General features: G+C 61.8%; 23 protein-coding genes. 11 read left to right on the plus strand and 12 right to left on the minus strand.

The features are described 5' to 3' along the window. Positions 1-9: 9 nt before the first annotated feature. The 6 genes from NKI10_RS13590 to msrA all read left to right on the plus strand — a co-directional run bounded on the left by NKI10_RS13590 (position 10) and on the right by msrA (position 2,328). Positions 10-702, plus strand: a complete 693-nt coding sequence (locus NKI10_RS13590) for a glycoside hydrolase family 108 protein (RefSeq protein ID WP_023705677.1) — start codon at positions 10-12, stop codon at positions 700-702. Beyond that, on the plus strand, positions 699-902 hold the full coding sequence (locus NKI10_RS13595) for a Pam3-gp28 family putative phage holin (RefSeq protein WP_023689878.1): 204 nt from the start codon (positions 699-701) through the stop codon (positions 900-902). Before NKI10_RS13590 ends, NKI10_RS13595 begins: the two co-directional genes overlap by 4 nt. Before the next feature lie 96 nt (positions 903-998). Then, positions 999-1,238, plus strand: coding sequence for a hypothetical protein (locus tag NKI10_RS13600; protein ID WP_023684348.1), 240 nt, complete (start codon positions 999-1,001; stop codon positions 1,236-1,238). Further along, complete coding sequence (locus NKI10_RS13605; RefSeq protein WP_023671459.1) at positions 1,223-1,414, plus strand: hypothetical protein; 192 nt, start codon at positions 1,223-1,225, stop codon at positions 1,412-1,414. The genes NKI10_RS13600 and NKI10_RS13605 overlap by 16 nt, the downstream gene beginning before the upstream one ends. A 3-nt stretch (positions 1,415-1,417) precedes the next feature. Continuing rightward, on the plus strand, positions 1,418-1,741 hold the full coding sequence (locus NKI10_RS13610) for a hypothetical protein (protein WP_023689880.1): 324 nt from the start codon (positions 1,418-1,420) through the stop codon (positions 1,739-1,741). Positions 1,742-1,809: 68 nt separating this feature from the next. Continuing rightward, positions 1,810-2,328, plus strand: a complete 519-nt coding sequence (gene msrA / locus NKI10_RS13615) for a peptide-methionine (S)-S-oxide reductase MsrA (protein ID WP_352860385.1) — start codon at positions 1,810-1,812, stop codon at positions 2,326-2,328. A 19-nt stretch (positions 2,329-2,347) separates the two neighbouring features. Here the strand turns inward: msrA and NKI10_RS13620 are convergent, their stop codons facing one another. Then, a complete protein-coding gene (locus NKI10_RS13620; RefSeq protein ID WP_352860387.1) occupies positions 2,348-2,542 on the minus strand; it encodes a hypothetical protein in 195 nt (64 codons plus the stop codon). Between the two features lie 235 nt (positions 2,543-2,777). Further along, positions 2,778-3,188: a glycosyltransferase family 25 protein gene (locus NKI10_RS13625; RefSeq protein ID WP_352860389.1), complete on the minus strand. Its 411-nt coding sequence runs from the start codon at positions 3,186-3,188 to the stop codon at positions 2,778-2,780. A gap of 483 nt (positions 3,189-3,671) precedes the next feature. Between NKI10_RS13625 and NKI10_RS13630 the strand changes: the two genes are divergently transcribed. Next, positions 3,672-4,613: a glycosyltransferase gene (locus NKI10_RS13630; RefSeq protein WP_023808296.1), complete on the plus strand. Its 942-nt coding sequence runs from the start codon at positions 3,672-3,674 to the stop codon at positions 4,611-4,613. Continuing rightward, positions 4,610-5,632, plus strand: a complete 1,023-nt coding sequence (gene waaF / locus NKI10_RS13635; protein ID WP_352860392.1) for a lipopolysaccharide heptosyltransferase II — start codon at positions 4,610-4,612, stop codon at positions 5,630-5,632. Before NKI10_RS13630 ends, waaF begins: the two co-directional genes overlap by 4 nt. A gap of 82 nt (positions 5,633-5,714) precedes the next feature. On the opposite strand, the gene NKI10_RS13640 is transcribed toward waaF, so the two are convergent. The 5 genes from NKI10_RS13640 to NKI10_RS13660 form a co-directional block, all read right to left on the minus strand. Further along, positions 5,715-5,909 (minus strand): hypothetical protein, encoded by a 195-nt coding sequence (locus tag NKI10_RS13640; RefSeq protein WP_023689885.1) that lies wholly within the window; start codon positions 5,907-5,909, stop codon positions 5,715-5,717. Between the two features lie 569 nt (positions 5,910-6,478). Further along, positions 6,479-6,949 (minus strand): GFA family protein, encoded by a 471-nt coding sequence (locus NKI10_RS13645; RefSeq protein WP_023739187.1) that lies wholly within the window; start codon positions 6,947-6,949, stop codon positions 6,479-6,481. A 161-nt stretch (positions 6,950-7,110) separates the two neighbouring features. Further along, complete coding sequence (locus NKI10_RS13650; RefSeq protein WP_023739188.1) at positions 7,111-7,404, minus strand: hypothetical protein; 294 nt, start codon at positions 7,402-7,404, stop codon at positions 7,111-7,113. Between the two features lie 13 nt (positions 7,405-7,417). After that, on the minus strand, positions 7,418-7,585 hold the full coding sequence (locus NKI10_RS13655) for a Thivi_2564 family membrane protein (protein WP_023694668.1): 168 nt from the start codon (positions 7,583-7,585) through the stop codon (positions 7,418-7,420). Positions 7,586-8,355: 770 nt separating this feature from the next. Continuing rightward, entirely contained in the window at positions 8,356-8,682 is a 327-nt protein-coding gene (locus tag NKI10_RS13660) for a hypothetical protein (RefSeq protein ID WP_023712723.1), read from the minus strand. A 273-nt stretch (positions 8,683-8,955) separates the two neighbouring features. Between NKI10_RS13660 and NKI10_RS13665 the strand changes: the two genes are divergently transcribed. Continuing rightward, positions 8,956-9,192, plus strand: a complete 237-nt coding sequence (locus tag NKI10_RS13665) for a hypothetical protein (RefSeq protein WP_023671471.1) — start codon at positions 8,956-8,958, stop codon at positions 9,190-9,192. A gap of 766 nt (positions 9,193-9,958) precedes the next feature. After that, complete coding sequence (locus NKI10_RS13670) at positions 9,959-11,185, plus strand: anion transporter (RefSeq protein WP_352860395.1); 1,227 nt, start codon at positions 9,959-9,961, stop codon at positions 11,183-11,185. Between the two features lie 99 nt (positions 11,186-11,284). On the opposite strand, the gene NKI10_RS13675 is transcribed toward NKI10_RS13670, so the two are convergent. After that, positions 11,285-11,875, minus strand: a complete 591-nt coding sequence (locus NKI10_RS13675; RefSeq protein ID WP_352860397.1) for a TetR/AcrR family transcriptional regulator — start codon at positions 11,873-11,875, stop codon at positions 11,285-11,287. A gap of 81 nt (positions 11,876-11,956) precedes the next feature. Between NKI10_RS13675 and NKI10_RS13680 the strand changes: the two genes are divergently transcribed. Continuing rightward, positions 11,957-12,841 (plus strand): crotonase/enoyl-CoA hydratase family protein, encoded by an 885-nt coding sequence (locus NKI10_RS13680; RefSeq protein WP_352860399.1) that lies wholly within the window; start codon positions 11,957-11,959, stop codon positions 12,839-12,841. Here NKI10_RS13680 and NKI10_RS13685 read toward each other — a convergent pair. From NKI10_RS13685 to NKI10_RS13700, 4 genes are all read right to left on the minus strand, one after another. Next, the gene (locus NKI10_RS13685; protein ID WP_023814796.1) at positions 12,817-13,128 is read right to left on the minus strand and encodes a cupredoxin domain-containing protein; all 312 of its coding nucleotides are present in this window, start codon (positions 13,126-13,128) and stop codon (positions 12,817-12,819) included. The two genes, NKI10_RS13680 and NKI10_RS13685, sit on opposite strands and share 25 nt — an antisense overlap. 10 nt (positions 13,129-13,138) lie before the next feature. Further along, the gene (locus NKI10_RS13690; protein WP_352860401.1) at positions 13,139-13,663 is read right to left on the minus strand and encodes a DUF4142 domain-containing protein; all 525 of its coding nucleotides are present in this window, start codon (positions 13,661-13,663) and stop codon (positions 13,139-13,141) included. Between the two features lie 112 nt (positions 13,664-13,775). Then, positions 13,776-14,444: an RNA polymerase sigma factor gene (locus NKI10_RS13695; protein WP_023705692.1), complete on the minus strand. Its 669-nt coding sequence runs from the start codon at positions 14,442-14,444 to the stop codon at positions 13,776-13,778. 102 nt (positions 14,445-14,546) lie between these two features. After that, positions 14,547-15,635 carry an HPP family protein gene (locus tag NKI10_RS13700; RefSeq protein WP_352860403.1) on the minus strand — a complete coding sequence of 363 codons (1,089 nt, stop codon included), beginning with the start codon at positions 15,633-15,635 and terminating at the stop codon, positions 14,547-14,549. Positions 15,636-15,838 lie beyond the last annotated feature (203 nt).

Below are 15,838 nucleotides of genomic sequence, written 5' to 3' on the forward strand. Positions count from 1 at the left end.
AGAGGCAAAATGAACCGCAACTTCGCGCGGGCGCTTGCGCTCGTCCTCAAATCGGAAGGCGGCTGGTCCGACAATCCGGCCGATCCGGGCGGCGCTACCATGAAGGGCGTGACGCTGGCCAATTTCCGCCGCTACGTGAAGGCGGATGCGACGAAGGACGACCTTCGCCATATCACGGATGCTCAGGTGGCGACGGTCTATCGCCGCTTCTATTGGGATGCCGCTGCGGGCGCCGAGCTTCCCGGCGGTGTCGACTATGCCGTCTTCGACTTCGCCGTGAACAGTGGGCCGGGCAGGGCGGCTAAATATCTGCAGGCGGCAGTTGGCACCGCACAGGACGGCAGGATCGGCCCGGCCACGCTCAAAGCTGTCGGCGCCAGGCCACCGGGCGCAGTCATCGACGATCTTTGCGATGCCCGCCTGGCATTCCTGCGGCGGCTGCCGACCTGGCCGGTTTTCGGCAAGGGTTGGAGCGATCGCATCCGGTCGGTCCGTTCCCAGGCGCTGTTGATGTCGGCACTACAGCCCGCTCCGGCACCTTTGCCGGGCTCCCCGACCCAGCCATCAGCGCTCTCACCGAAGCCCGGCAGTGCGATGCCGCCGGTGTCTACCGGCGGGCGCGTCAGCCCCGTCGAACGCCTGCCGTTCTGGCGTGCGCTGCTTCAAATCCTGAAATCGATTTTCGCAAGGAGTTCGACATGATCGCCGTCTTCATCCGCATCGGCTTGCGTTACGGCGCCGGTGTTCTGGTCGCGCGTGGCCTGCTCGGCGCCGACGACGCGGCGGCATTTTCTTCCGACCCCGACATTCAAGCTGGTCTGGAGATCGCCGCCGGTCTCGCCATCGCCTCGGTCACCGAGACCTGGCACTGGCTGGCCCGCAAATCCGGCTGGGAGCACTGACATGGAAGGGTTTCAACAACTGCTCATCGCCTATCTCGAAGCCGCGAAACCCTATGCTATCGGCTTTGCCGCCGGGCTTGTCGCCGGGTGGCTGCTGTGAGCGCGCTCCTCGCCGTCCTGCTTGGCAACAAAGCGCTGCTGGGCTTCCTGGCATCGGTCATCGCCGCCCTTTGCTGGGGCGCTCACCAGCGGCTGGCCGGCGCCAGGGCCGAGCGCGGCAAACTGGCGGCCGCTGAGGCCGCGGCGCGCGCGGTCGCTGAGCAGGTGCAGAACGACGTCGGCGCATTGCCGGCGGACGCTGTTCGAAAGGAGCTGAAATCATGGGCAAGGGACTGATGCTTGCGCTGCTTGTGGCGCTTGCCGGGTGCACGACTGCTTCGGGCGGCTTCTGCGCGATTTCGAGCCCGCTGCGCCTGTCGGCCGAAGCCGTCGACGTCCTGTCGGACGCCGAGGCGAGAGCGCTCCTGGCGCACAACCGCAAGGGACAAAAGCTCTGCGGATGGAGGCCTTAGCCGATGCACGACCTCTTCGACATGCTCGGCATCAAGGGGCCGGTCGTCGCCGCCGGGCTAGCCGGCGGCGTGCTTCGAGCACTGTCGCGCCATCGCTACAAGCTGCGCGAGATGATTGCCTCGCCGATCTGCGGGGCGCTGGCGGCTGCGTATCTGACGCTGCCTGCCGTCGCCTGGTTCAGGGCAACCGGCATGCCTATCCCCGATCCGGCCGACGACACCACGACGCTCGCCGCCGCCTTTTTGATCGGCGTCTCGGCCATGTGGATTTCCGACATCGTCTTCGAGGTCATCGTGCGGCGGTTCGGCTCGGCCGGCAACGAGTGATGCACTTGAGATGCTGGAAGAAGCCAACGACAATGCCTACCTAAGGAGCAATCCAATGGAGGTATGATATGGCGACGTCCACCGAACGTGCAGTCCTTGCCGGCGGCTGTTTCTGGGGCATGCAGGATTTGATCCGGCGCTATCCCGGCGTGATCTCTACCCGCGTCGGCTATAGCGGTGGCGATGTGCCCAACGCCACGTATCGCAACCACGGCAGCCATGCCGAAGCCATCGAGATCGTTTTCGATCCGGCCAGGATCAGCTTTCGCACATTGCTCGAATCCTTTTTCCAGATCCACGATCCGACCACCAGGAACCGCCAGGGCAACGATGTCGGAATGAGCTATCGCTCGGCGATCTTCTACACCAGCGACGATCAGAAGCGCGTCGCCGAAGACACCATCGCCGATGTCGATGCCTCTGGACTGTGGCCGGGCAAGGTCGTCACCGAGCTTGCGCCGGTGGGCGATTTCTGGGAGGCGGAGCCAGAGCATCAGGACTATCTCGAGAAATACCCCAACGGCTATACCTGCCACTTTGTCAGGCCGGGCTGGAAGCTTCCGGTCCGCGAAAAGGCTGTTTCGTAACGCAGCCGCTATCGTCTGCTTATCTGGCGGTCGAACTATTCTTCCGCGCGATCGGTATGCCGGCCGCCTTGTTGAGGTGGCCGTGCTCGGGCTGCCCATAGACGAACGCGCCGTGGACGGGTTTGCCGTCGACCTCAGAGCCTGAGAACGCGACGGCCTCGATCTTCTTTGTTCCGGTCAGGCTCTGGTTTCGAAGATAGGCGAAGGTTCGCACCGCTTCTCCGACAATTCGATCGAGAAACGGCTTTGGCCGCCTCCCGGGCCGTCGCACGAGGCTTGGAAAGCGCTCTCGTCCCGAGATGGTGCTGTGCGCAAAGCGCCGGCATGATCTGATAGATTCGGTTGAGCGAGCAGGTCATGAATCCTGGGTGAAAGAGAACGAAGTCGACCTCTCCTCTCAGATGCATGGTCCTGCGCAGCAATCTTTGCGCTGCCGATCTGGAGATGACTTAGCCTGGGGCGCCCGCGTGCAGGCCATAAAGTCTGGCAAGCGAAAACCCATCATCGAGAGCGACTTCCTTGCGTCCGACCCTCACTTTGGCAAAATGCGCTTCCAGCTTGATCACATCGGCATCGCGCGGCACCCATCGATCAGAAGCAAGCAGCGAGCCGGCGCCCGCGCCGAAAACGACGTCGTCCTCGAAAACCGCGCCATATTGATCCGCGCCGTTCGCAACGATCTCCCAACACGAGCGGTGGCTCAGGAAACAGCAAACCTCAGCAGCGCTCAGCGGGCTTTTGGCGACAGAGCAGCAATCGGGGCAATCAATGGCGGAGACACGCTCAAATGGTACTCCGATCCTGCCGAACTCGGACGCGACATGCGCCAGCCGATCGCGAGAACGATCAAGATTGATCACCAGACACCTCATCAGCGCCCCCTTTGTCCGGTGACCAGTGAATATCACGTTCCCGTGATTGCACAAAATTTGCTTACGTGCGGGGCAGTGGGTAGCGGCGTACGGTGCGCCGGTTGAGTTTGGAGGTTGGGTGGACATTGACGGCATCCCCCGCGTGGCGCGAGCCTTTACCGTGCGCGCCTAGACGAGTCGCCCTAGAAGCCGAAGAATTGCCGACCGATCACGTATCCGAGCGCGACGACCACAAGGGGAAACAGGGCGGGCGTCAGCCGACCAAGAGCGGAGGTCTTTGGCTGTTGTCTGGAGATGGTCCTGGGTGCATTGCCGAGATTCTTGGTCATCCGGTATAGTAGCAAGCGCTGATTAACGATTCCGTAACCCGATCGAGGCCGCCGCGGCTTTTCGCGTTTCTGGCGCGACCTTGACAATGCCCAGCCCGTGACGCAACTGGGCCGTCTTTGAGAGCATTGTGAGGCAAGGTCAATGCGGGTGACGCTCGTTTTGAAGGGCGTAATACCCTGCCGAGGTTACGGTGGGATTCAGCGTCAGGTCGAATGGCTGGCCACGGAGATGGTTCGTCTCGGACACGAAGTCGTGGTGATCGCTGGCCCTGGCTCCAGCCACCCGCTCTTCGAAGTCCGGCACGCTTCGACCGATGCCGAATGCCGGGCAGCCATTCCGCGCGACACGCAAATCGTCCACACCCATAGTTGGCCCGTCGAGGTGCCATTTCCAACGCTGAATACGCAGCGCGGCTTTATGCCGGACCAGCCCATGCCAGTTGCGAACTGGAGCTTTATCAGCGCCAATCATGCCCGCCAGCATGGGCGCGAGACATTCGTCTACAATGGCTTTCCGGTGGACGCCTATCGTTTGTCGGCTGCAAAGGGCGACCGCCTGCTATTTCTCGCCGGCATTGCACGATCAAGCAAAGGCCTCAACCGCGCCGTCGATCTCGCCAAAAAATTCGATTTCGGTCTCGATATCGCCGGTGGCTCGCGTTGGAAACTGCTGGGCCGAAGTCAGACCCGCCGCGAAGGGTTGTTTTTCAAGAGCCTTGGCAGGCGATACCGTTTCCACGGAATCGTTGACGGCGAGCCGAAGCTTCGCCTTCTCGGCGAAGCGCGAGCCTTCCTCAACCCCATCGCCTGGGAGGAGCCGTTCGGCAACGCACCGGTCGAAGCCATGTTGTGCGGCACTCCGGTGCTGACGACGACGCGAGGCGCATTGCCCGAGACGGTCGATGCCGACAGCGGGCGCTTCTTTGAGACCGATGAAGAATTTGCGGCCGCTTTCGAGGCCGTCGCCGACCTTACGCCTCAGCAATGCCGCGAATCGGCCGCGACGAGATTTCCCATCCAAAAAGCGGCGCGCGGCTATCTGGATCTCTATGCCCGCATCCTTGACGGCGAAGCGCTTCCTTGACGACCGGCGATCCAATCCTCTTCGTCGGCTTCCCCGCGGTCGGCGACTTCGTCCGTTGCCATTCCGCCATCCAGATCATTGCCGCGCGATTTCCTGATCGCCCCATAGATGTCGTCACCTCGCCCGTTGCAGCGCCGCTGGCGCGCCTGATGCCGCATGTCAGGAAGGGCTGGGCGCTTGCCAAGCGTCATCAGCGCCCCGGTTTTGGCGAGCGCAGCCGCCTGGTTGGCGAGTTGCGCAAGGAAAATTACCGTACGGCCTATCTGATGACCAGCAGCACCAAGGCGGCGCTGGTGGCGTTCATGGCCGGAATAGAGGAGCGCATCGGCTATCCGCAGGAGTTGCAATTCGGCCTCCTCAATCGATTCCCCGCCGGCTGGTTGGCCCATCTATGGGCCTTCGGACCCCGCAAGACGCGGCTGTTCGAGGAGGTCTGCTCGATTGCCTCGCTTGGCGAAAAGCCGGCTGCGGGCGCAGAGTGGCCGGCGCCCCGGCTTGTGGTCGATCCGGCCGAACTGGACGAATGGCGCCAGCACAAGAAGATCGATGCCGACCGACCGGCACTGGCGCTCTATACTGCCGACATTGAGAATTTCCGCTCATGGCCCGTCGAGCGCTTCATTTCGATCGCCAGAGACCATCATGATCGCGGCTGGGCAATCTGGATTGTGGGCGGACCGCGTGAGCACGCCGGTGCCGCAAAAATCCGCGCCGCCATTCCTGAGGCAATCGACTTCACCTCGACCCCGTCGATTGCTGACGCGATGTGCCAGATCGCTGCGTCAACCATGTTCCTCGGGGTTGATGGCGGGATTTCCCACGCCGCCGCTGCCCTGAACGTCCCATGCGCGCTCATCTACGGGCTGAATCGCCCCTATGTGCATGGGCCCGTAAACAACCATGTTCGCTTTATCGAACCGCCGCTTTCGACGCCCAGCTGGGTCAAGGACACGCGCGGCGTCAGCGAAACTCGGGTGAGGGAGGTTCTGGCTGACCTCTCAGCCGGTATTGCCAACTGACCGGTGGCCTCGCCGGCCCCAAGCGTCTGATCAAACGCTCCGTGGGGCAACCATAGCCCCGTTTCGGGTTTACCCCTTGACACTACCCCTTGGCCCTGCGGTTTTCGGGCTCGTGATTGCCGACCCAATGTGCACGGATGCGGTCGCTGGCTTCAAGGTAGGCCATGTCGATGAGGTAGGTCAGAAGCTTCTGGCCGTCGGCTTCGGCTTTCTGCCGAAGCTCCCGCAGCATCCCTTGCGCGAACTGCAGGTTCTCCATTTTGCTCGGCTGGTCCATTGGTGCCCCCCAATGTCTGCGCATGAACTTTGCGCTGACTATGCTTGCATGAAGATTGCCGTGAAGTGGATATTGCACGTGCGGACCGCGATCCTGCGAAGGCGCTGGCTGCATGAAAGCCGCCCCATCCGGCTTCGAGATTCGCTACACTATGTGACGGAAAGAAAATAAACAAAGCGTTCTTTTGTACAAGACAGGAAGATTCCTTCAGTTCACGCCACGAGATACTTGGACAGCATAGTTGACGTAACGATATTGCGTGGTCTTAAGCTCTCGTTTCCAAACAAAACGTAGCATCGTTGCAACCACAAGACGAATTCCAGCTGACCGGGGACGCTCCGTAGTCAATCGCCGGTTACAAACGGCATGGGTCTCAGCCCAGGGCTTTGGCCAACCCATCGTTCCACGGCAGCGCAGGCCGGATGATCTACCGCCCGCCTTGGATTGACGCCAAGGCGGGCTTTTTGCGTTTGGCTTCTGCCGGGTGAAATGTTGTCGGACCCGGTCCTGTCGGCATCGGGCGGTTTCGAGAACGATTTCCTGCCCGCCGGCTGTCTGCGCCGCTCGCGCTAGGCCGACTTGCGTTGCGGCAAGCTAGACGGCGTCTCGACACCGTCAGAAATCGGTTCGGCTGTCCGGTTTGTCGGCTCCTCATCGACCCGGTCGTGCTCGAATTGCCGGGCAGCAGGCAAGGGTTGCAACCAGTGCTCACGGCGATTGACCCAGAGTTCATAGCTGGGCTCCAGCCCTTCGGTGGGCACCTCATCGAGGCTGCCAATTGTCACTTCAACCTCATTCTCCCGAACCAAAGGCACCCGGCCGCCGCAGGTGGGACAAAAACTTCTGTCGCCGTAGCTGTTGACGATACCCGTCGTTTCGAACGCCTCGAGCGGCCACACTCCAAACGTCGAAAAAGCCGACCCGCTAGCCTTGCGGCAGTCCTTGCAATGGCAAAGGCCAATCCGAAAGGGATCTCCCGTCACCGAAAACTGGATGCCGCCGCACAGGCAGCTGCCGCTCCGCCTTGTATCATTGGGCATGACCGCTCCTCCATCTGGTTGGGCATCACACCGCTACATCTTGCAGCGCCATGCGCACAATCAATTCACGCGCGGCGCAACGGTTCCATGTCGCCTCGCGCAATGCATTGTCTGGACCCGGCAGCGCCATGGCGACGACCGCCGCAAGGCTGCTGGATATGTCAGTTCGGGAAATCGAATACCGGTTCCCGGCACGAATAGACACGGCACTGGCCATCACGTGTCGGAACGGAGGCAGCGACCGGCACCTCCGGCCAGTCGCACTCGTTGCCGTATTGGCGGACATAGCGATCATAAGTATTCCGGCCGGTCGTCAACACCGCCGAGTGATGGCTCTGGATGAGGCGCTGCGTCTCCTCGCAGGTCATCGAACGCGTGTCGGGTCGGGCGTAGGCCGTGCTTGTTGCGGCAAACAACGCCGTTCCGATGATCCATGCGATTGTTTGGGATGTCATGGCGACCCTTATCCTAAAATACGGCCAGGTATTTCAACAGCGAAATGATGCCGATAATGATGACAACGATCTGCGCGATCTGCCTCGTGCGGCCATCGAGCGGCAGACGCTGGACGAGATAGAGCACCAGGATGATCACCAGGAAAGTGATCAGAATGCCGATAAGTACCGATGAAGCCATGTCCCTCACTCCGTCTGGCTACGTCTGAGAAGAGTACGCAGCGGCAAACGCTCTGGCCCTTGATTGGTTCCTGTCGATGCGAAGCCATCGGCGCAGCGTAAAGGCCGCGAAACAACGTTCCGCGGCCTTTGAAGCTGGATGCCGATCAGGGCCTGTTTGCCGCAATGTTGTCGTTTGCCGTCGGCGACACGGTTTCCAGGCGACTTGTTGCTGGCGTCAGGCTGGGCTAACGGGAGAACCGCCTCGGGTTGACGAGCTTCCGACAAAGACGGCCTGAGTTGCGCTTCGTTGTCGACATTTGCGCGAGCCCTGAGATCCGGCGCCGCCCGGCGGGTGATCGCCTTTTCTGAGGAGAACAATTGCCGTCCCAAGGGGACGACGGGAACCGAAACCTCGCACGTGCATCTCAGCTACCGCGGAACGGGCAAATCGAGCAGCTGGGGAATTTGGGGTAGGGGAATACGTCATCCAACATGCGGGGATTGGAATCCCAGGTGTCGGGCCCGCCAGTTTGTTGGGAGCGTTGCCCGTTGCAGCCTACACCATCGACACACGGGCCGCATCACGTTCTACAACGAGGCCGCCGAACTTGAGTGGGACGACGCGCCGCGGTTTTGGCTCCGTCGTGCTCAAGCGGGTTGCACCACAAGCGCTTAGCGGCACCGGACAACTGGAATTTGGGGAACAAGGCGTTGTCTGGACGCTCAAGGCGCCGCTGCGCTCGGTCCAAATCTCGCGGATTTTTGTCGATTGAAAGAGCGGGTCGCGCCTTAGGACAATCCCAGCAGGGGAGCGGTCTGGCCGCCTGTGGTGTCGGAATTGCCGATGCCAGGCAGTTCGTGCTTATCGTCGGCAAGCGAAGTCAATCTCCCCGCCTCGACGGAGGTCAGTCCGTCCAACTCCATCACCGCGCCGTAGAGTTGGGCCGTCTGCATCACAAGCCGCTCGACGTCTTCAAGGGCGACGTTCTCGTCCAGGTTACGCAATCGTATGTCCTCGGCAACCACCGCAATATTGACCATTCCGCGCGAGCGCAGCGCGCCCAGGACCCGTGAATTGAGATCCTCTCGTAGCCGAGCCGAATATCCGTAGCGCATGGAAACCTTCCTTTCAGGAGCCGGTTGTCCCGTCGTGATCAGGATGCGCCAACGACCTTCAGATGGCAAGAAGAATATTAAATATTCTCAAGTAAATCAACTAGTTAGCAGACTGCGCGGGTTGTGCTATCGGCGTGTCTTCCTCATCGTTGGTCTTGTATGTGAGTCACCCATCAGCCTCTCTTGACGCGCTGCACGGGGACCCCTAGCTATACTGCAATTGAGACACATACTAACTCACCATATTTTTGGTCTTGACGGTTGGAGGCGCGAATGGCCGAGCTGGAACGACCCGAGCGACTGCAGATCATGCTGACAGCCGAGGAATTGGCTGCCTTGGAAAACTGGCGCTTCGAAAAGCGCATGCCAAGCCGGTCCGCGGCGGTGCGGGAACTGCTGCGGCGCGGCCTGGATGCGGATGGATTCCTGACTGCGGGACAAGGAACTAAGTCTCAGGACTTTGGAATTCTGGGCAGCAGTGTGACTGGCGACGGCCAGTCGGGCGAGTAATTCGACGGCGGTTAGCCTACAATCGCTTTTTCTGGAAGTGCCGCTACCAACTTATTGCGGTGGCGGAAACGCAAAGCGGGTCGGCTCTCGGCAGGGTACTGGTCTCAGCAGGGTACTCTTGGCGTATGGTTGCAAAGCCCGCTCCGGTTCGCCGGAGCGGGCTTTTTGCGTTTTCCGAACAGGAAATGGTCGCGATCGCTTTCAGATACGCTCAAGGTTCTCTTCGCACTCCATGCACGTGACGCTGTGACCGGGGCACCTGAGCCGGTGTGTTCCTCCAGGGCAGCAATGGCCGTTCGAGCTCGCCCACCGGGCACAGACAAACACCTTGCGGGTTCCGTGGCATTGTGGACATTCCATCGGACGCGCCAGCAGAGCCTCGTTCTCAGAGACACGGCATCCCCTCTCAAGAACCTGGACCATCTGAAACTCCAAGGCCGAAATACGGCTAAGCTATCCATACCCGGAAAGCCTAAATTAGAATTTAATTACATAGGCCACGAGCCTTCCGAGGGGGAAGTTTCGCGGATGGCGATCTCAGTCCGCCGCAGTCCGCCGCGCGTGTCTCATTCCCAATTTCGGCCGTCTCAAGATCAAGCTCCGGTTGCTCCCGGCATCGGTCGACCCGCGATTTTGCCCACCGATTTTCGCATTCGGATCGTTATAGGCTTTCGCTTTGCTGGAGCGGCGTTAAAGCTGCCCGGCAAATGCCTGAGCGGGAACAGTCCGTTCCTGCGTCGGTTCGTTTGGACAAGGATGTCTGCCAATGACATTGATGGGCGCAGCGGCACTTTTGATCCTTGTCCTGACTTATGCCGGCGTCGCAGTCGGGCGTATTCCAGGCCTCCGTCTCGACCGGGCAGGGATCGCCTTGCTGGGGGGGGCGGCGATGATCGCCATCGGCGCACTCAGTATGGAAGATGCCTATCGCGCCATCAATTTCGACACCATTACGCTGCTGCTCGGCATGATGATCGTGGTGGCGCATCTGAAGGTGTCCGGCGCCTTCCGGGCGCTTGGCGCCTACGCTATCGAGCATGCGCACGCGCCTTTCGTGCTGCTGGTGATGGTGACGCTGTTGACCGGCGTGTTGTCGGCGTTCCTGGTCAACGACGCCATCTGCCTGGTCATGGCGCCGATCGTCGTCCACGTCACCCGTCTCATCAATCGCAATCCCATTCCCTATCTGATCGCCACCGCCACCGCGTCCAACTGCGGCAGCGTCGCCACCATCACCGGCAACCCGCAGAACATGGTCATCGGCGCGCTGTCGGGAATTTCCTACCCCGCCTTTTCGGCCGCCTTGGCGCCGGTTGCCCTCTTCGGCCTCGTCGCGGTCGTCGTCATCGTGCGCATCGTCTACCGCGCCGAATTCGCCCGCACCGCCGATCTCAACCCGGAAGTCTATCGCGGCCGCATGCTGCCGGGACAGGTGCTGAAGGCGGTGGTTGTCTGCATTGGCCTGGCCATCGCCTTCTTCGCCGGCGTTCCGGTTGCCAAGGCAGCGCTCATCGGCGGGGCCATCCTGCTGCTCACCCGCGCCATCAAGCCGGCACGCATTTACCGCGAGATCGACGGCCCGCTGCTGTTCATGTTCGCCGGCCTGTTCATCGTTGTCGCCGGCGCCGAAAAGACGCTGCTGACGCCCGACATCATCGCCTCGGCCAAGAACCTCGGGCTGGACGACGTCTGGCGTCTATCGGGCTTCACCGCGGTGCTCTCCAACATCATGAGCAATGTTCCGGCCGTGCTGGCGCTGCGGCCATTCATACCCGGCCTTGAAAACCCCGGGCGTGCCTGGCTGGTGGTGGCGATGAGCTCGACGCTGGCGGGCAACTTCACCTTGCTCGGCTCAGTCGCCAACCTGATCGTCGCCGAACAGGCGAGGGCGGCCGGCACGCAGCTGTCCTTCTCAGCCTTCTTCAAGGTCGGCCTGCCACTGACGCTGCTGACCCTTGCCGTCGGGACGGCATGGCTGGCGGCTGGATTCTAGAGCAATTCCAGGAAAAAGTGTGAAGCGGTTTTTCGGTCCGGAATTGCGTCAAAACAAAGAGATAGCGTGTTTCGCCGTCTTCATTAAACGGTGAACGCTCTAGCGGATAGTCGCCGATCCTGACCTTGCCCGAACCAGCGTTGCAGCGGCATGTCCGGCCGCCTCGACATAGTCGGGGTTGCGGTGGATCAGCATGATCGAGAACGCGCCGTCCATCAAAAGCACGATTTCGCGCGCCAGGGTCTGCGGCTCGTCGACGCCGTGTCCTGTGAGTTCGCCGGCCAGCCAGGTCTCGAAATTCTGCTTATGCCGCGCCCCCGCTTTAACGGCCGGGTGTCCGGGCATGGAAGCGAGTTCGGCTGCCGTGCGCAGAAAGCCGCAGCCTCTCCATTTCGGGTGCTTCGCCACGCGCGCCAGATTGGTGAAAATCGCCTCGACCTTGCGCTCGACATCGCCTTCGGCCGTCTCGAACCAGCCGGCCATCTGCTTGAGGTTCGGCTGGTCGCGACCGTCGAGATAGGCCGCGATCAAATCGTCCTTGCTCTTGAAATGATAGTAGAGCGTGCGCTTGGTCAGCCCGGCTTTTTCCGCCACTGCATCGACGCTGACGCGGCAGATCCCCTCGGCATAGAACAGCTTCGTTGCGGCATCGACAATGCGTTTGCGGGTAGGGCTTGGTGCTTCGCTCATACGCAAGTATACCGACTAGTGAATATACATACAACCGAAAGCCTGATCCTCTCCGTCGACAAACACAGGGAAGGAAAAGACATGACCGAGCTTGTGCTCACCGAGGCCCGCAACGGGATCGCCATCCTCACACTTAATCGGCCGGAAAAGCTCAACGCCTTGAACTATGCGCTGATTGATCGCCTGCTTGCGCTCCTCGATGCCGCCGAGACCGACGATGCCATCCGCGCCGTCATCCTCACTGGAGCAGGAGAGCGCGCCTTCTCCGCCGGCGGCGACATCCATGAATTCTCAGGCAGCGTGGACATCGGCGTCGACGTTGCCCTGCGCGACTTCGTCATGCGCGGACAGCGCCTGACCGCAAGGCTGGAGGCGTTCCGCAAGCCCGTCATCGCCGCCGTCAACGGCATCGCCTTCGGCGGCGGCTGCGAGATCACCGAAGCCGTGCCGCTCGCTATCGCCAGCGACCGCGCCTTGTTCGCCAAGCCTGAGATCAACCTTGCAATGCCGCCTGCTTTCGGCGGCACGCAGCGGCTTCCGAGGCTGGCAGGGCGCAAGCGGGCGCTCGAGCTGCTGTTGACCGGCGAATGGTTCCCGCCGCCGCGCGCCGTCGAACTCGGCCTCGTCAACCATGTGGTGCCGCATGAGGAGCTGATGCCCGCCGCAATTGATCTCGCCCGGCGCATGACCAGACATTCTCCTGCAGCAATTGCCTCAATCCTCACAGCAGTGGCGCGGGGCCTGAACCAGAGCATCGCGGAAGGCTTGGCTGTCGAGGCCGAGCAGTTCGCCCGCATGGCTCCGACCGCTGATCTGCGCGAAGGGCTGGATGCCTGGATCGCACGCCGCCAGCCGGGCTGTCACGGCTCGTGGACGCACATCACCCGGCCGGATGAAGCCAGGCGAGCCTCAACGCAGCAGGACGGGCTTGCGGACCGCGATCAAGGCGCCGTCACGGCCAGATGACCTTTCATGTTGGGGTGGAAGCGGCAGAAATAGTCGACCGCTTCCGCCTTCTGCAGGGTCAGGCTCGCTGTTGACTTCGGCGGGATCATCACTTCCCAGCCGCCCTTGACGGTAGCCGTGTGGGCGAACACGTCATTGTTCACCCACTTGATCGTGTCGCCGACCTTCGCCTCGACGGTTGCCGGCGAAAAGACAAGCTTGTCGATGGTGACCTGGATGGTTTCGGCCTGCACGGGTGAGGTCCCGAAGACCAGCGCCAGTGCAATCCACAGCAGCCGTTTCGACATGGCCTGGTCCTTACTTCAGCATACCTGCAACATGCTCGGCGTGCTGTTCATGGCCCTGAAAAATCTTCAGGCCGGTCTGCAGCAGGCTCTTCAACTCGGCATTGCTGGCCGATGGGATCAAAAGGGTTTCAAGCGCGCCGTCGACCTGTTTGTGGTAGGCGATCTCGTTGTCGACATAGGCTTTGTCAAAGGCTGCGCCGTCGAGTTTGGCGAGCTTCGCCCGCTCCTCGGCCGCAGCCTTGGTCAGCACCTGGCTGGTTGCGTTGTCTTCCGGCGTCACCTTCAGCTTCTTTACCAGTTCCAGTGCCTGCGCGTTGACCGCTTCGTGGTCGCGCACCATGTCGTTGGCGAAATCCACGACCTCCTTGGTCTTCGATTTCTTGATCGCCTGCTTGGCGGCTTCCACATCGATGACGCCTGCGGTGTAGGCGATGTGGGCGATCTGCGGGTCCGTCGGCTTGTCGGCGGCTTGTGCAAGCGGGGCGGCGCCAAGCAGCAGCAAGGCTGCGAGGGTGGCGGTGTGTCGGGTAAGCATGGCATCTCCTTCGCCCGGACGCGGGATCGCGCCGGGCCTTTTTCAGTTGACGGTCATTGGATGCGCAGCGGCGGCAAACGTTCCCGGGGAAATCGGCCAAATCAGCCGATGATCAGCTCTCCAGGCCGAGCCGCTGCATGACGGCGCTGGTCAGCCTGTCGCAGCGCCGGCCGGCAAACGGGAAGGCGTCGAGCAGCACCGGCCCGATCTGGTCGTCGAGTGCCTTGCGTACCAGGGCGCGGGCGCGGTGTAGCCTTGTCTTGACGGTTTCCGGCCGCACGCCAAGCAGCTCGGCGGTCTCCTCGATACTGAGCCCCTCGATAACCCGCGCCACGAACACCGTCCGATAAACATCGGGTAGGCTGTCGGTCGCCCGTTCCACCAACTCGAGGATCTGCCGCTGCGCCATCGTCCGCTCCGGATCGTCGCTGGGATTGAGGGGGAACTGGATGATTTCGGCTTGCGGGTTTTTCGCCACCGTCCGCCGCCTTTTGCGCAGACGGCCAAGCGCCTCGTTGATGACGATGCGCGACAGCCAGGTGGCCAATGAGGACTCCCCGCGAAAGGCATCGAGATGGGCAAAGGCTCTGACATAGGCCTCCTGGACGATGTCCTCGGCTTCAGCATCGTTGCGCACCACCCCGCGAGCGATGCGATAGAGCCGCTGATTATGGGTCTTCATGATGATGCGGAAGGCGTTGCCTTCGCGTGCCAGCGCGCGGCGCACGAGAAGCATCTCGCTTGAAGCAGCAGTGGGCATTGGTAGAGACATAGCAGGCATGGCCAGTTCCTCGATCCAATCCCCGTCCGAAACCTCGATCAAGACATTGGATGACATCGCCGGCAAAAGGTTCCCGGCCATTTTCGCCCGGCTCCGACGCGCCTAGAATACTGCTTCCGCTAGCGGCTTGTCAGCAGCCTGCGCTCGCGCCGTTGCCGCAAGCAGATCGGTCTGCGTGATCAGGCCAAGGATGCGGCTGTCCCCGTCCACGATGATGACTGCATGGGTGCGGCCGTCGGTGAGCACCGGTAGCAGGGCCATGGCGGGCGTACCGGCGGCGGCGGTCGACGCTGTCGACGTAACGCTTCCGACGGCTTCGTCGGCTCGCGCCAATTCCCTCAATCCAACGGTGCCGACCAGCCTGGCGTCCTTGTCTACAACCGGCAGCGTGCGGATATTGTGGTCGAGCAGCAGATGACGCGCCCGATCGGCAGACGCGTGTTCATCGACCGAAATCACGTCGCGCGACATGATGTCCTCGCACAACATGGTTCGGTGTGCGCGCATCGTCGCTTGCAGTTCGACCTGTCGCAGCAGTTGTTCGAGATCGTTGCGGTCGATGTCGAAGGTCTCGTCGAGCGCAGCCAGCGCGGCATCGATGTCCTCGGCCCGGAAGCCGATGCGCTCCTGAGCCGGCGGATCGATGGTTCCGTGCGTGCTTTTCGGGGCAGGGGCCGGCACATGCGGGTAGCTGCGTCGCGACAGCCTGTGGAAAGCATAGCCGAGCGCGACCAGAATCATGGAGTTCAGCGCCACCGGCACGAACGGAAACAGGAAGCCGGCACCGATCACGGCCGGCCCGCCGAGCACGGCGGTCAGTGCGGCGGCTCCGCCCGGCGGATGCAGGCAGCGTGAGAACGACATGGCGGCGATCGCCATCGCCACGGCAATGCCCGTGGCGAGAACGGGCTGATGGACGAAATGGGCCACGATCACGCCGACCAGCGCCGATATTGTATTGCCGCCGATGATCGACCATGGCTGCGCCAGCGGACTTGCAGGCACCGCAAACAACAGCACTGCAGATGCCCCCATCGGCGCCACCAGCAGCGGCACATGCGGGCCGTTGCCAGGCACCAGCGCGCCGATCGCGCCGGTCAGCGCAATGCCGATCATCGCCCCGATGCAGGCGATGAGGCGCTCGCGCAGCGTCGCGCCGGCGAGAATGGGGACAAAGAGACGAAAGGCCATGGCAAGCTCAGTCCGGTTGGAATTGTGCGCGCAGCGCCTGCAATGGCGTTGGACCGACGATTTTGAAAGTCAAACCGATCCGAAAAAGCGCGCGTTGGGGAAATAACATTGCGCTTGGTCGACCCATGAGCGGGTTGCGAGGTCGATCGTCCTACGAAAGTCGCTCGCCAATCCTTTCAACGGGTTAAGCCGGCTAGCGGAAT

Source organism: Mesorhizobium sp. M0802, assembly GCF_040320115.1.
Lineage (GTDB): Bacteria > Pseudomonadota > Alphaproteobacteria > Rhizobiales > Rhizobiaceae > Mesorhizobium.